Source organism: Paenarthrobacter sp. NPDC090517 (assembly GCF_044769165.1).
In the GTDB taxonomy this organism is placed as follows: Bacteria; Actinomycetota; Actinomycetes; order Actinomycetales; family Micrococcaceae; genus Arthrobacter.
In genome coordinates this window covers 1-14379 of record NZ_JBIVXN010000014.1, presented here as the reverse complement: position 1 = coordinate 14379, position 14379 = coordinate 1, and the positions used below count along the sequence as shown (strand labels likewise).

General features: G+C 62.5%; 13 protein-coding genes and 1 riboswitch. Of the genes, 4 read left to right on the top strand and 9 right to left on the bottom strand.

Annotated elements, in window-relative coordinates; translation table 11 throughout:
• The 5 genes from ACIQTW_RS21770 to ACIQTW_RS21750 all read right to left on the bottom strand — a co-directional run.
• On the bottom strand, positions 1-431 hold a 431-nt coding region (locus ACIQTW_RS21770), incomplete at its 3' end, for a serine dehydratase beta chain (protein ID WP_402941610.1).
• A gap of 262 nt (positions 432-693) precedes the next feature.
• A complete protein-coding gene (gene gcvH / locus ACIQTW_RS21765) occupies positions 694-1080 on the bottom strand; it encodes a glycine cleavage system protein GcvH (RefSeq protein ID WP_024819780.1) in 387 nt (128 codons plus the stop codon).
• A 109-nt stretch (positions 1081-1189) separates the two neighbouring features.
• Positions 1190-2338, bottom strand: a complete 1149-nt coding sequence (gene gcvT / locus ACIQTW_RS21760; protein ID WP_402941606.1) for a glycine cleavage system aminomethyltransferase GcvT — start codon at positions 2336-2338, stop codon at positions 1190-1192.
• Positions 2339-2346: 8 nt separating this feature from the next.
• Entirely contained in the window at positions 2347-5193 is a 2847-nt protein-coding gene (gene gcvP, locus ACIQTW_RS21755) for an aminomethyl-transferring glycine dehydrogenase (protein ID WP_402941604.1), read from the bottom strand.
• A 180-nt stretch (positions 5194-5373) separates the two neighbouring features.
• Positions 5374-5471, bottom strand: a riboswitch (glycine riboswitch).
• Positions 5472-5565: 94 nt separating this feature from the next.
• Positions 5566-6105 carry a TetR/AcrR family transcriptional regulator gene (locus tag ACIQTW_RS21750; RefSeq protein ID WP_402941601.1) on the bottom strand — a complete coding sequence of 180 codons (540 nt, stop codon included), beginning with the start codon at positions 6103-6105 and terminating at the stop codon, positions 5566-5568.
• Between the two features lie 71 nt (positions 6106-6176).
• Between ACIQTW_RS21750 and ACIQTW_RS21745 the strand changes: the two genes are divergently transcribed.
• Positions 6177-7727 carry an MFS transporter gene (locus tag ACIQTW_RS21745; RefSeq protein ID WP_402941598.1) on the top strand — a complete coding sequence of 517 codons (1551 nt, stop codon included), beginning with the start codon at positions 6177-6179 and terminating at the stop codon, positions 7725-7727.
• 57 nt (positions 7728-7784) lie between these two features.
• Here ACIQTW_RS21745 and ACIQTW_RS21740 read toward each other — a convergent pair whose 3' ends face one another.
• A complete protein-coding gene (locus ACIQTW_RS21740) occupies positions 7785-8441 on the bottom strand; it encodes a cyclodeaminase/cyclohydrolase family protein (RefSeq protein ID WP_402941595.1) in 657 nt (218 codons plus the stop codon).
• Positions 8442-8531: 90 nt separating this feature from the next.
• On the opposite strand from ACIQTW_RS21740, the gene ACIQTW_RS21735 reads away from it, so the two are divergent.
• Complete coding sequence (locus ACIQTW_RS21735) at positions 8532-9755, top strand: amidohydrolase (RefSeq protein WP_402941593.1); 1224 nt, start codon at positions 8532-8534, stop codon at positions 9753-9755.
• Positions 9756-10162: 407 nt separating this feature from the next.
• Here ACIQTW_RS21735 and ACIQTW_RS21730 read toward each other — a convergent pair whose 3' ends face one another.
• A complete protein-coding gene (locus ACIQTW_RS21730) occupies positions 10163-11164 on the bottom strand; it encodes an NAD(P)/FAD-dependent oxidoreductase (RefSeq protein ID WP_402941613.1) in 1002 nt (333 codons plus the stop codon).
• 109 nt (positions 11165-11273) lie between these two features.
• Between ACIQTW_RS21730 and ACIQTW_RS21725 the strand changes: the two genes are divergently transcribed.
• The gene (locus ACIQTW_RS21725) at positions 11274-11855 is read left to right on the top strand and encodes a helix-turn-helix domain-containing protein (RefSeq protein ID WP_402941590.1); all 582 of its coding nucleotides are present in this window, start codon (positions 11274-11276) and stop codon (positions 11853-11855) included.
• A 2-nt stretch (positions 11856-11857) separates the two neighbouring features.
• Here the strand turns inward: ACIQTW_RS21725 and ACIQTW_RS21720 are convergent, their stop codons facing one another.
• The gene (locus ACIQTW_RS21720) at positions 11858-12160 is read right to left on the bottom strand and encodes a helix-turn-helix domain-containing protein (RefSeq protein ID WP_402941587.1); all 303 of its coding nucleotides are present in this window, start codon (positions 12158-12160) and stop codon (positions 11858-11860) included.
• A gap of 66 nt (positions 12161-12226) precedes the next feature.
• Between ACIQTW_RS21720 and map the strand changes: the two genes are divergently transcribed.
• Positions 12227-13006, top strand: a complete 780-nt coding sequence (gene map / locus ACIQTW_RS21715; RefSeq protein WP_402941585.1) for a type I methionyl aminopeptidase — start codon at positions 12227-12229, stop codon at positions 13004-13006.
• 83 nt (positions 13007-13089) lie between these two features.
• On the opposite strand, the gene ACIQTW_RS21710 is transcribed toward map, so the two are convergent.
• Positions 13090-14379 (bottom strand): HNH endonuclease (locus tag ACIQTW_RS21710; protein WP_402941582.1); only part of this gene is annotated, 1290 nt, incomplete at its 5' end.

Below are 14379 nucleotides of genomic sequence, written 5' to 3'. Positions count from 1 at the left end.
CGCAGCACGTTCCCCTCAGCATCAGAAACAGCAAACTTCATCCCATTCGTATGCCGCGGCAACACCGTCAACGGATGCAGGATCATATCCTCCACCGCATACGGCAACTCCACGCCTTCGCCGGAGGCACCGGCCAGATTCAGGACACCTGTCTCAGCGATTGTCGCGAGCCGCTCCTCCACCTCTTCAGGCAGGATCAGCTCCGGGTGGAACCCCTCCAAGCCCAGCAACGTGGCCGTCATGGTGCCGTGCCCGCGCCCCGTGGCAGCCAGCGAGCCATACAGGTCAACCCGCAGCGACGCCACCGAGCCCAGGACGCCGGCGTCCTTGAGCTCACCAGCGAATACTGCAGCAGCCCGCATGGGCCCCACGGTATGAGAACTCGACGGGCCTATGCCCACGGAAAACAGATCGAAAACGCCAACAGCCATGGTCGGGATTCCTTAACAAAGCTTGAAAACGGTCCGGCAGATGGTCCTGCCGGAGGGCCGCCCCCGCTTATGGCGGAGGTCGACCGAAGCACGACGCCGGATGGCCCCCAAAGGCGGCAACCCGGCGTCGCAATTTTATTCAGTTCTACAATCCCACGCTACGCCGGTGGGCTCCAGTACGGGGTTTAGCTGCCGAACATGCCGTGCGCACGGCACACTCCGCAGCGAACCCCCGAAACGGATTTGGTCGCGGCCAGAACAGTTAGGAGAGGTCTCCGCCATTCTTGGAGGCGTATTCCTCGGCGGAGAGCAGGGGGCCCTCGGACTCGGCGGCAACCTTGAACAACCAACCGGCACCGTAGGGGTCGTTGTTGATCAGCGCGGGGTCGGACACAACGGCGTCGTTGATCTCCGTGACCTCACCGGTAACGGGTGAGTACAGGTCCGAAACCGACTTGGTGGACTCAACCTCGCCACAGGTTTCCCCGGCGGTCACCGACGAACCGACCTCGGGCAGATCCACGTACACAATGTCACCCAGTGCGTCGGTGGCAACCTCGGAGATACCAACGGACACGGAGTTCCCGTCGCCGCGGGAAACCCACTCGTGTTCGTCGGAGTACTGAAGTTCGGGCGCTACTTTGGGCATTCTGTTTCCTTACTGTGGTTGATCAAAAATTATGGCTGGTGAGGTGCGCAGCCCCATCGGGCCCGGTATCCGGAAGCGCCCAAGGCGACCCGACGGGACCGACCCCGGCTTACTTTTTGCGCTTATAGAACGGCAGTGTGACGACTTCGAACGACTCGGGCTTGCCTCGCAGGTCAATGTCCAAGGCAGTTCCAAGTTCTGAATGCTCGACGTCGACATACGCCAACGCTACCGGGTAGCCAAGCGTCGGGCTCGGCTGACCGGAGGTAACTTCGCCGACCACTGCGCCGTCCTTAAGGACCGGGTAGTGGCCACGTCCGGCCCTGCGGCCCAGGCCTTTGAGGCCAACGAGTTTGCGGCCGCTGGTGGATCCGGCACCGTCCGCTTTGAGGGCAGCGAGAGCCTCTTTGCCTACGAAGTCGCCTTCCTTGGACAGTGCCACCACGGGGCCGAGTCCTGCCGCGAAGGGGTTGCCTTCGCGGGAAAGTTCGTTGCCGTAGAGGGGCATGCCGGCTTCGAGGCGGAGTGAGTCGCGGGAAGCAAGGCCGGCCGGGGTCAGCTCGCCTTCTGCAGCAGCGTCGGCGATGGCCTGCCATAGTGCTGCTGCGGAGTCGTTCGCTACGAAGATTTCGAAGCCGTCTTCGCCGGTGTACCCGGTGCGGGCCAGCAGCAGGTCCTGCGTGCCGCCGTCGAACGTGAACGGAACTTCAACCGCCGCGTAGTACTTGAGGTCGGTGACCAGGGCGTGCTGTTCGGCCGGGACCAGGCGGAGGAGGATGGCCTCAGCAAGCGGCCCCTGAACTGCGATCAGCGAAGTCTCAGAGGAAGCATCTTCAACAACCACGTCGAAACCTGCAGCGCGCTCCAACAGCGCCGCGGCAACAACCTTGGCATTACCGGCGTTCGGGACCACAAGGAATTTGTCGGTGCCCTCCTGGGGAGAGGGGCGACGGTAGGTGATGAGGTCGTCGATGATGCCGCCGTCTTCCTGGCAGATCAGCGAGTACTTGGCCTTGCCTACGGCCATGGCGGAGATCTTGCCCACCAAGGCGTAGTCCAGGAAGGCAGCAGCCTCGGGACCGGTGACCCAGACTTCGCCCATGTGGGAGAGGTCGAACAGGCCCGCGGTCTTGCGGACGGCGTGGTGCTCAGCCAACTCCGAGGAGTACTTGAGGGGCATCTGCCAGCCGCCGAAGTCGGTGAAGGACGCGCCGAGTTTCTTGTGCTCTTCGTAAAGGGCTGTGTAGTTCTCGTTCATAGGAGTCCTTAGTTTTCGAAGTCTTCGATCGGCGGGCACGAGCACACAAGGTTCCGGTCCCCTGCGGCGCCGTCAATGCGGCCTACGGGCGGGAAGTACTTGTCCTGCTTGAGGTGGTGGACCGGGAAGGCGGCCTGCTCACGCGGGTACGCGCGGTCCCACTCAGAAGTTACGACGGCGGCAGCCGTGTGGGGTGCGCGGCGAAGCGGCGAATCCTGCACGGAGAAATCACCATGGGCGACCTGGTCGATTTCCTTGCGGATGGTGACCATGGCTTCGATGAAACGGTCGATCTCCGCCAGGTCCTCGGACTCCGTTGGCTCCACCATCAAGGTCCCGGCAACCGGGAAGGCCAGGGTGGGAGCGTGGAAGCCAAAGTCAATGAGGCGTTTGGCCACGTCCTCTGCGGTGACGCCGGTCTTGGCCGTCAGTTCGCGGAGGTCCAGGATGCACTCGTGAGCCACGAGTCCGCCCTCGCCCGTGTAGAGGACCGGGAAGTGCTCGTTGAGGCGGGAAGCGATGTAGTTCGCGGCCAGCAGCGCGGACTTGGTTGCTTCGGTGAGGCCTTGGCCACCCATGAGCTTCACGTACGCCCAGGAGATCGGCAGGACACCTGCGGAACCGAAACGCGACGCCGAAATGGGGACGTCGTTGCCTTCGGTCCAGGAGGCTGCATCGCCCGGCATGAACGGTGCGAGGTGTGCCTTTGCAGCAACGGGGCCAACGCCGGGACCGCCACCACCGTGCGGGATGCAGAACGTCTTGTGCAGGTTCAGGTGGGAAACGTCGCCGCCAAACTTACCAGGCTGGGCAAGGCCGACCAGGGCGTTGAGGTTGGCGCCGTCGATGTAGACCTGCCCACCGGCCTCGTGGACGGCGTCGCATACTTCGCGGACGTCGGCGTCGTACACACCGTGAGTGGACGGGTAGGTGATCATGATGGCCGAGAGCGCGTCCCGGTTGGCCTCGATCTTGTTCTTGAGGTCAACATGGTCGATGGTCCCGTCGGGAGCCGTGGCCACCACCACAACCTTCATGCCCGCCAGCACTGCCGAGGCAGCGTTGGTGCCATGGGCAGAAGCGGGGATCAGGCAGACGTTGCGCTGCTCGTCACCGCGGGAGAGGTGGTAGCCGCGGATGGCCAGCAGACCGGCGAGCTCGCCCTGGGAGCCTGCATTCGGCTGGATGGAAACCTGGTCGTAGCCGGTGATCTCGGTCAGCTGGGATTCGAGGTCGGTGATGAGTTCGCGCCAGCCCTCTGTCTGGGAGTCCGGTGCGAACGGGTGGATGGAGGCGAACTCGGGCCAGGAAATGGCTTCCATCTCAGCTGTGGCGTTGAGTTTCATGGTGCAGGAACCCAGCGGGATCATGGTGCGATCCAGTGCGAGGTCCCGGTCCGAGAGCTTGCGGATGTAGCGCAGGAGCTGGGTTTCGGAGCGGTGAGTGTTGAACACCGGGTGCTGCATAAAGTCGCTACTACGCTCAACGGAAGCCTCAAGCGCGAAGCCTTCACCGGACTCAAGCACCGAAGCGCCGAACACCGATGCGACGTCGGCGACAATTTCGGAAGTAGTGGTCTCATCAACCGAGATACCAACCGTGTCAGCGTTAATGCCGCGCAGGTTGATGCCCTTGGCCTCGGCAGCGGCGACAATTTCGTCAGCCTTGCCCGGGACGCGGATGGTGATGGTGTCGAAGAAGGAACCGTGAAGAACTTCGACGCCGGCAGCCTTCAGTGACGCTGCAAGCGTGAGGGCGTGGCCGTGGGCGGTTTCGGCGATCGCTTTCAAGCCTTCAGGGCCGTGATAAACGGCGTACATCGAGGCCACAATGGCCAACAACGCCTGCGCGGTGCAGATGTTGGACGTCGCCTTCTCACGGCGGATGTGCTGCTCGCGGGTCTGCAGCGCCAAGCGGTAGGCGGGGACACCGGCGTCGTCCTTGGAAACGCCCACCAGACGGCCGGGCATGGACCGCTCAAGTCCCTTTTGGACCGCCATGTATGCGGCGTGGGGGCCGCCGAAGAAGAGCGGAACGCCCAAACGCTGCGCGGAACCTACAGCGATGTCGGCGCCCTGCTCGCCCGGAGGGGTGATGAGCGTCAGGGACAGGAGGTCGGCAGCAACGGTTACCAGCGCACCGCGCTCCTTGGCGTCGGCAATCACGGCAGAGTGGTCGAACACTCGGCCGGAAACGCCGGGCTGCTGGAGGACCACGCCGTTGATGGCGCCTTCCGGGAGACCCAAGGAAAGGTCAGCGACCTCGACTTCGAAACCGAGCGCCTCGGCCCGGCCCTTGACGATGGCGATGGTCTGCGGGAGGCAATCAGCGTCGAGGACAGTCTTACCATCCTGGACAGCCTTGTTCTTGTTGGCGCGGCGCATCATGAGGACGGCTTCGGCCACTGCAGTGGCTTCATCCAGTAGGGACGCGTTGGCGATCGGCAGCCCGACCAGGTCCTGGACCATGGTCTGGAAGTTCAGGAGTGCTTCAAGGCGGCCCTGCGAGATTTCCGGCTGGTAAGGGGTATAGGCGGTGTACCAAGCCGGGGATTCGAGGATGTTCCGGCGGATCACGGGCGGCGTCACGGTGTCGTAGTAGCCCTGGCCGATCATCTGAACGGCTGTTTTGTTCTTGGACGCGAGCTTGCGCAGCTCGGCCAGGACTTCAACTTCGCTCAGCGCGTTCTGCAGGGTGAGGGCTACATCCTGGCGGATGTCGTTCGGGACGGCGGTGTCGACCAGCGAATCAACAGTGTCGTAGCCGACGGACTTGAGCATGGTCTCAATGTCGGCCTTGCGGCGTGCGCCGATATGCCGATCGACGAAGGTGGTGGAGGCAGAACTAACCGTCACGAAGGAACTCCATTACTTGGGCAGCGTTTGGGTACGCCACAGCGGCTGGGTTCCTCCCCGCTCTGTATTGGACCTGAGAGTTTCCGCGCGTTGCGTGAACAACAATCGCTTGCACCGTCGGTGAGCACAACACTCTTTGACCCGGAGGTAGGCTGAGTGCCTGCTGCTTTCCAGAGTTGCCTAGCCGCGGCGGTGCGTGGGCCTGAGAGATTCCTGGGGAGGGTTTGCTCCTACGGCGCCTGCATCACTTGCTTGCAGGACTCTCCCGCCGCAGATCAAAAGGCATGTTCAGTTGTGTATGGGTGCCATGTAGGGCACGCCACGAGGGTTAATTGTCCTACGTGCCGGGCCGTGCAGCAAATGGGTGAACGGCTACTTCCGCAATCGCTCGAGGACTCCCAGCAGGATTTCGACGTCGGCTTCCCGTCCTGCGTTGCCGCCCTCCTGCCCGCCTTCAAAAATCGCATTGAAATAGAGGCCATCACCCATGTAGCTGACGGCCTTGGCAACTTCCGGCCCGACGTCCTCAGCCAGCACGTCCAGCCAGCGTCGCTGGATCGCCGCAAACCTGCGGCGGGTTTCTTCGTGGGCCACTTCGGCCAGTCTTGTGGCAGCGACGAAGGCCCGGTCCATGGGCGTATCCGCCCAGAGCGAGGACCGGATGAAGTAGGCGGCTGAACCATCGGGGGCAGCCTTCATCAGTTCGGTATCTTCCTGGGCAAGCAGGTCCAGGCGTTCCAGAAGTGCCGTGATCAACGCTTCCTTATTGGGAAAGTGGTAGAGCAGCCCACCCTTGGAAACGCCTGCACGCTTGGCAACGGCGTCGAGCGTCGCGGCACGCTCCCCTACCTCTATAAGCAGGGCTTCGAAGGCATCCAGGACGGCGTCCCGGGCAACTGGTTTTCGTGGCATGTGTCCATCATTCCCTAAAGGCTTACGGGCTTCTATTTGTAACTGTACCGTCTGGACGGTATAGTTGTTACATGTTCTCGCCGTCCTCAACCCAAGCGCCCCGTTCCGCCCAACCCGTTAAGGGCCAGGCAGCACCGTGGCGCGATTGGACGGCACTGGCACTCCTGATGTTTCCGGTGCTGCTGGTGGCCGTCGACAACACCGCGCTCACCTTCGCTCTGCCCGAAATCTCCCGCTCCCTGGACGTGGGCGGTATCCAATTGCTGTGGATTGTTGATGCGTACCCGCTGGTCCTCGCAGCATTGCTGGTGTCCATGGGCAACTTGGGCGACAGGATCGGACGACGTCGGCTGCTACTGATCGGCAGCACGGGCTTCGCAGCGGTTTCGGCTGCTACGGCCTTCGCGCCTTCCGCTGAATGGCTCATTGCCGGCCGCGCGGGCCTGGGCGTCTTCGGCGCCATGCTGATGCCGTCAACCCTGTCCCTGATCCGGAACATCTTCACCGATCCCAACCGGCGTCGGCTCGCGATCGCCGTCTGGGCCGCCGGTTTCTCCGGCGGTGCCGCTCTTGGTCCGATCTTCGGTGGCTGGCTGGTGGAGCACTTCTGGTGGGGTGCCGTGTTCCTGGTGGCGGCTTTCCTGCTCCTGCCACTCCTGGCCTTTGGCCGTGTGCTGATTCCCGAGTCCAAGGACGCCAATCCTGGCCGGGTAGATGTGCCCAGCATCGTCCTGTCCGTGATCACCATGGCGCCGTTCGTTTACGGCATCAAGGAATTCGCGGTTCACGGTTTCGGGGCATCTGCGGCTGCCTTCATGGGGTTTGGAGTGGTGATGGGCATTATGTTCGTTCGCCGCCAGCAGCGGATCGAGAACCCCATGCTGGACGTCTCTTTGTTCAAGAACAAGGTGTTCAGTACCGCAATCGTGGCGAACGTCCTGTCCCTGTTCTCCATGACTGGCTTCATCTACTTCTTCGCCCAGCACCTGCAACTTGTTGAGGGCCAGTCACCCATGGAGGCTGGGATCGCAATGATTCCCGCCCTGCTGGCAACGGTCATCGCCGGCCTGCTGGTGGTGCCGCTGGTCAAGCGCGTACGACCCGGGTTCGTTGTGGCCGCGGGCCTGACTCTCAGCGGCGTGGGTTACCTGATTGTGGTGGTGGGTGACCACGGCAGCGGACCCGTGTTCCTGTTGTCAGCCCTGACCGTACTCGCAGTGGGCGTAGGGGCCGCGGAAACCATCTCCAACGACCTCATCCTTGCCTCAGTACCGGCCGACAAGTCCGGCGCCGCCTCGGCCATTTCCGAGACCGGCTATGAGCTGGGGTCGCTCCTGGGAACGGCAGTGCTTGGCTCGATCCTCACTGCTTCCTACCAGCACAACCTCGTCATTCCGGACGGTGTATCCACGCAAGCGGCCGGTAAGTCCACGGAAACGCTGGCCGGTGCTGTTGATGCAGCGGCTGCCCTTCCGGCCTCATTATCGGAGGCGCTGACGGTCGCCGCCCGGACAGCCTTCGAGTCCGGCGTCCACATCACTGCGGCGATTGGGCTGGTACTGATGGCTGGCGCGGCAGTGCTCGCCGCCGTCGTGCTCCGGCGTGTGCCGAAGGCGCAGTAACGGGCACCGCGCCGAAGGCTCAGTAGAGAGCAGTAGTAAACACGGCGCCGGCTGAAGCTAGATGGCTTCGGTCGGCGCCGCTTTTTTGTCGACTCCGGCGGTTAGTTCGTCGATCCTGTCGAGGGCGTCGCTGAGCCGAGTGACCGTGTTCCATAGCTCTGGATGCTGTTCCTTGACTTCCTCGAGTGTGGCGCCTGCGGAGGTCAGGGATGCGAGGTCGAAGCTCACGTTGGTTCTGGCTCCGGCTATGGCTGCGCGGAGGGCTCCGAAGCCCACCACGACGTCGGCGATAAGCGCTGGATTGCCGTTTGACGCGAGCCAGCCGAGGTCTTCAATGGCGCCGATAGCCCGCTCCCCCAGAACTGCTGATGCTTTGGCAGCGTCGACGGATGCTTGATGTATTGCGTCGTCGCGTTCCGGGCCGGGGTCCAGGCGGAAGGCAGCGCCGAAGGCGTTGGAGGCGGAAGCGTCGTCGTCGGCCAGGTGAAGGGCAATTCGTCGGAGTTCCTGCGCCCGGGAGTGGACGCCGGTCAGCTGTTCGCGCTGGGTCTCCTCCGCCTCGGTATACCCGGCCACCATGGACGTCAACGAAGCGGCAATGGAGAGCATGACCCCGGTCCCGGCACCCCCGCCTGGCGAGCCTGTGGATTCCGCCAAGGCTTTGGTCCATTCCTCAACGGTGGATTGCGTGGTGACTGATTGAGAATCGTTCATGCCATCCAGTGTGCCGGGGCTTCCCGGCCTTTGCAGCTTAGGGCTGGATACACTGGCCAGACCTAGGCGTCGAATGAAAAGGGCAGACTCATGACCATTGACCTCGAAGAGCTATATAAGGACCTACATGCCCATCCTGAGTTGTCCTTCCAGGAGACCCGAACAGCCGGAATCGCCGCGGGCTATCTCGAAGATCTTGGCTTCACTGTTCATCGCAACATCGGAAAGACCGGGGTTGTGGGCGTTCTGGACAACGGGCCCGGACCGGTGGTGATGCTCCGGGCTGATATGGACGCCTTGCCGGTCAAGGAAGCAACTGGTTTGGATTATGCAAGCACGGCTGTGGGTGTTGATCATGAGGGCAAGGACATGCCAATCATGCACGCTTGCGGCCACGACGTGCATGTGAGCTGCCTGGTTGGTGCTGTGGATGCCCTGGCCGCGCAGCGTCATGAATGGCAGGGCACCCTGATCGCGCTCTTCCAGCCGGCCGAAGAATGGGGAGGCGGGGCCGAAACCATGGTTGCCGACGGGCTGTACGACGCAGTGCCCAAACCGGATGTCGTCCTGGGCCAACATGTGGCCCCCTTCCCCGCCGGATGGTTCGGTATCCGTCCCGGCGTCACCATGGCATCCGCCGATTCCCTCAACATCACTTTGCATGGGCGGGGAGGCCACGGATCACGTCCGGAGACCACCATTGACCCGGTTTTGATGGCTGCTGCAGCCACTGTGCGGTTGCAGGGCATTGTGTCGCGTGAGCTTGCCCCGAGTGACTCCGCAGTGGTGACCGTTGGACAGATTCACTCCGGCACCAAGAACAACATCATTCCCGAAACGGCAACCTTGGGCCTCAGCGTCCGTACCTTCAGCGATGCCACCAGGGACAAAATCCTCGGCTCAATCGAGCGCATTGCCAACGCGGAATCCACAGCTTCAGGTGCACCCAAGGACCCCGAGATTCATTTCGAAGAGCACTTCCCGCTGACCGTCAACGACCAAGCTGCCACCGAGAGAGTGTCTGCAGCTTTCAAGGCAAAGTTTGGCGAAACCCAGATCATCGACCCCGGCCCTGTGTCCGGAAGCGAGGACGTGGGGGCCTTGGCTAAGGCTGCCGGCGCTCCGTTGGTTTTCTGGTTCCTTGGTGGTGCCGAACCCTCCTTGTTTAAGGAGTGGGCTACTACGGGTCGCCTTCCCGAGGACATTCCGTCGAATCACTCGCCATACTTTGCGCCCGTCATACAGCCCACGTTGGCGCGCGGAACGGAAGCCCTGGTGACGGCTGCCCGGGAATACTTGGCCACTAAGTCCTAAGGCTGAGTGCTTACAGGAAGCCACAAAGGAAAGGCGCTGCGAGAGCAGCGCCTTTCCTTTTGCCTACTTTGCGATCGGGTTCAGCTTCTTCGATCGTTTCAGGGGATGCCTAGACTTTCTCGCGAATGCGGTCGATCCTCGGTTCTGAAACCTCGGATTCCCTGCGACGACGGGCCAGAAAAGTCCACAGTGTTCCTTCCGTCCGTGGACGGCTCTGTACAGGTTCCTGCTCCTTGGGTTCCTCAGTTGTGTGCGCTTCGGTCTTGCGCGCGGAGTCCTTCTTCGTGCGCCGCTCGAAGTCGTCATACGATTAAGGGACAGCCACTAAGGAGGTTGGACATGTGCTACGCATACTTCCTCGGACAGGTCCCTTACGTCGATGGTTTTGTGCTTTGTGATCAGCTGGCTTAGTGGGATAGAACTGTCTGGCGCCCTTCCACTACAGCCCTTTTGGTCTCCTCCATCATGAGATCAGCATTGATCGCAGCGCCTGCCATGACACCTGCGGCTGCAGAGGCCATCACTTGACCGGTCAGATCTGTGACGTTCCCGGCCGCCCAGACTCCGGGCACCGACGTCGCACCTCCGAGAGGATTCACTTCAACGTGCGTCCCGACGCCCATCGGATGTTCCACAAGGGGAACGCCCAAGGACTCCAACACACCGGACCTTGCCTCCAACCGCGGGCCAGTGACAACAGCGTCCACCGGTATCACCGTTTCCGATGCCAGGACCACACCAGTCAACGCGTCGTCAGTTACCTCCAGCGACCTGACTTTCCCGTCAATCACCGTGATGGAGCGGGCAGCCAATTGCTCCCACTGTTCTTCCGTCGGCTCCACCACGTCATTGAGGAACAAGGTGATGTTGGGGCTCCATTGGCGGAACAGCAACGCCTGGTGCAGAGCCATTGGCACTGAACCCAGGATTCCGATCGCTTTGTTCCGAACCTCCCAACCGTGGCAATACGGGCAGTGCAGGACGTCACGGCCCCAACGCTCCCGGATGCCCTCGATGTCGGGGTGGATATCCAGCAGCCCTGTAGTGACAAGTAGGCGGCGGGCCCTCACTGTTTGGCCATCTGCCAGGTCCACTTCGAAGGTGAGCTCGGAACCGTCCGTTGGGTTCGCCGTCGAACGTGCCCCAACCGCGACGCCGGCCACGATGTCCGCCCCGTACTGGAGCGCTTCCGCCCGCCCCAGTTCCAGCAGTTCCATGGGATTGATTCCGTCGCGTGACAGGAATCCGTGCACCCCGGATGCGGGCGCATTCCGCGGCTCACCGGCGTCGATAACCAGTACGGACCGCAATGCCCTGCCCAACGTCACAGCAGCACTTAACCCAGCCGCGCCGCCTCCCACCACGACGACGTCAAACTCCTCGCCCATTCGGTTGTTCGCTGTTTCCATACTCACGATGCCTCCACGTGTATCCAACGGCCCTCTGCCGTCCCTTCCATGGTTGGTCAGGGGCAACCGAATCGGCAAGGAAGTTTGCCAATATGGCAAACTGGAGGGCATGACTACCGATTTCAGCACAATGCTCGACGCCGTCGGCCCTCGCCTTCGCGCCATGCGGATCCAACGCAATGTGACTCTCGCGGAGGCTTCGGAAGTTACAGGCATTTCTGTCAGCACGCTCTCAAGGCTGGAATCCGGCCAACGCAAACCAACACTGGAACTCCTCCTTCCCATTGCCAGGTTGCATCAGGTGCCGCTGGAAGAATTGATTGACGCACCGGAAACGGGCGATCCCCGCATTCACCTCAAACCGCACGTCCACGAGTGGGGAACTGCGGTTCCCTTGACCCGCCGTCCCGGGGGCATCCAGGCCTTCAAAATGGTGCTGAAGAGCGGAACCGGAAAAGAAATTCCACAGCCGCAATCCCATGAAGGGTACGACTGGATGTACATCCTCAACGGAAAACTGCGGTTGGTGCTCGGCGAGAATGACTTTGTCCTCAATCCGGGTGAGGTTGCGGAATTTGATACCCGCACACCGCATTGGTTTGCCAGCGCCACCACAGAACCAGTGGAGCTGCTAACCCTCTTCGGGCAGCAGGGCGAACGGCTCCACGTGCGGGCACGGCCCAAGCGCTAAGGCTACGAGGCCAACCATTCGCGGGCGCTCCGACGCGGGTCGCCTATCTCAACACCGTGCTCAGGAGTGTTAATTTCTGCCCACACCTCATCGAGTGAGAGTCCGAGGACATCGGCAATTGCCGCAACGGTAGGGAAAGCCGGTGTCGCGACCCGGCCCGACTCGATCTTTCGGAGCGTCTCGGGTGAGACACGGGCGTCGAGAGCCGTCTCCAGCATGGAGCGCTCACCCCGGGCGCGACGCAAAAGAGCACCGAGACGCTGTCCACGCTCGGCCTCTGCGGGTGTAAGCGGCAACCTGACCATGGCTCCAATTGTAATACCGGGATAATATGGCCGGGATAGTTATTGGTTTCACACGAAAGGCCTCGCATGATTGAGATCCTGAGCCGCACAGAACTAGGCCGTGCGAAGGAGGCCGGCGCCTTGGTCGCCAACATTTTGCACACGCTTAAGGGACGCGCGGTTGTCGGCACAAACCTCCTGGACATAGACCGGTGGGCAAAAAGCATGATCCTGGAAGCCGGGGCCGTCTCCTGTTACGTCGACTATGCTCCTTCCTTCGGCCGTGGACCGTTCGGCCACTACATCTGCACCGGCGTCAACGACGCCGTCCTCCACGGACTGCCCACGGATTACAAACTTGCCGACGGCGACCTGTTGACCCTCGATCTGGCCGTTTTGAAGGACGGAATCGCAGCGGACTCGGCCATCAGCTTCATCGTGGGCGAGTCCAAGCCGGTGGAGAGTGTCGCGATGATCGAAGCAACCGAACGCGCCTTGCGCGCAGGCATAGCGGCGGCCCGACCCGGCGCCCGCATCGGGGACCTGTCCTACGCCATCGGCTCGGTTCTCAGCGAGGCCGGCTACCCCGTCAATACTGAGTTCGGAGGCCACGGCATTGGCTCCACCATGCACCAGGAGCCGCATGTGCCGAACGTGGGACGCCCCGGCCGCGGTTACAAGCTGCGCCCCGGCTTGCTGCTCGCCCTGGAACCATGGGTCATGGCCGACACTGCCCAGCTTGTCACCGACGCCGACGGCTGGACTCTCCGCAGCGCGACAGGGTGCCGGACCGCACACAGTGAGCACACCATCGCCATCACCGACGACGGGGCCGAGATCCTCACTCTGCCAACACTCGTCAGCTAAGGTTTTGGCGGGTCGGCCTCCTGGCGGGTTTATCGCCCGGGCAGCAGTCGCTGGGGCAGGCAGTCGATAGCCGACCGGAGGAATCATACGACCGCGCACCCTTGGACTCCGACCATGGCCGCTGGTGATTCCCTGCCTGGGCGCAGAGAGGCGGCAGCCTCAGTAGAAGGTTTAGATGGCGACGGGCTTGGGCCTGCAGCAGGTTCGGGCAGCTCCGATGACGGCTCTGAGCCACGGAAGTAGCCTGGCGGGGTCGGAGCCTTGGAGCGGTAGGTGTGCCCTGTGGGCGTGCGGAGTTCCAGAGTGTGCACGTCTTCGACAAGCGGCTTACTCTTCCATCCCGGGTTTTCTTTGGTGTGGTTGCAGGCTTCGCATAGTCCTGCTGCGTTAGTGAGCGTGGTGGTTCCGCGTGAGTGCCAGGGGACGATGTGATCGATGTGTCGTATGGGCGCGTCACAGTAGGGGGTGCGGCAGATGTCGTCGCGGGTTTCTATAAACCGTCTCAGTTGTGGTGGGAAGATCCGGGCTTTGGAGTCCGTGGTCAGGAGTTCTCCACTGGCCGGCGCGGTGTAGAGCCGGCGGAGCCAGACGGTGAACTCTTGGTCCTGGGCTGATTGCTCGTGGCCTGGCGCCGGTTGGTGTTGGTCTTGGTGTTGGTCTTGGTCTTGGTCTTGGGGTACGCGCGCGGCGTCCGTGTGTCTGGAGCCGGAGGGTGTGCTGCCGTGCGTCGACGGTTTGGCTTGTCCCGAACGGAGAAGCTCCCTTGCCCATTCGGCCGGGACGATTCCGTAGCCCTTGAGCCGTGCCGGTTCGCTGTCACCTTGGAAGAGGGTGCGGTCGGTCATGACGAGGTCCAGGTTGATCCCCGAAATCCCGCCGGGTGTGCCGGTGACGCGTTCAATCAGGGTGTCGGCCATGATCTGGCCACGGGTCGGGACAACCCCGCCTGCCCCCGCGCCTGCCCGTGTCCCCGCACCCGTGTCAGTGCCAGTGCCGGCGACGGGCTTTGCATCACGGCGGGTGCCGGCGCAGCCAACGGAACGGGCCGAATCAGCCGCGCGGCAGAGAGCTGCGTAAACAGCCACCCCTTGGGCCACGGGAAGCAACGCGGTCAGGTACGTCATCGTGTCCGGTGCCGGGCGCAGGCTCACCATCCGTTCGGCGGCGGCACGGCTGGCACGCCCCGTCACGGATCGCGGGTCACGTCGATACGCGGCAGCCTTTGCGGCCGCGATGATCGTCTTATCCCCGGCACCATCGAAGGTCCCGGTATCGGGTGCGAGCTCCTCATCCACCGCGCCCCGGTCCTCAACAGACAAACACGCGGTCTCCTTGACCAGCAGCGTGGCCCGCCACTCATTCAACTGCCCCGA

Coding starts and splice junctions, on each gene's coding strand:
- gcvH (WP_024819780.1), bottom strand. CDS start 1,080: ATGCCCAAAGTAGCGCCCGAACTTCAGTACTCCGACGAACACGAGTGG.
- gcvT (WP_402941606.1), bottom strand. CDS start 2,338: ATGAACGAGAACTACACAGCCCTTTACGAAGAGCACAAGAAACTCGGC.
- ACIQTW_RS21750 (WP_402941601.1), bottom strand. CDS start 6,105: ATGCCACGAAAACCAGTTGCCCGGGACGCCGTCCTGGATGCCTTCGAA.
- ACIQTW_RS21745 (WP_402941598.1), top strand. CDS start 6,177: ATGTTCTCGCCGTCCTCAACCCAAGCGCCCCGTTCCGCCCAACCCGTT.
- ACIQTW_RS21740 (WP_402941595.1), bottom strand. CDS start 8,441: ATGAACGATTCTCAATCAGTCACCACGCAATCCACCGTTGAGGAATGG.
- ACIQTW_RS21735 (WP_402941593.1), top strand. CDS start 8,532: ATGACCATTGACCTCGAAGAGCTATATAAGGACCTACATGCCCATCCT.
- ACIQTW_RS21730 (WP_402941613.1), bottom strand. CDS start 11,164: ATGGAAACAGCGAACAACCGAATGGGCGAGGAGTTTGACGTCGTCGTG.
- ACIQTW_RS21725 (WP_402941590.1), top strand. CDS start 11,274: ATGACTACCGATTTCAGCACAATGCTCGACGCCGTCGGCCCTCGCCTT.
- ACIQTW_RS21720 (WP_402941587.1), bottom strand. CDS start 12,160: ATGGTCAGGTTGCCGCTTACACCCGCAGAGGCCGAGCGTGGACAGCGT.
- map (WP_402941585.1), top strand. CDS start 12,227: ATGATTGAGATCCTGAGCCGCACAGAACTAGGCCGTGCGAAGGAGGCC.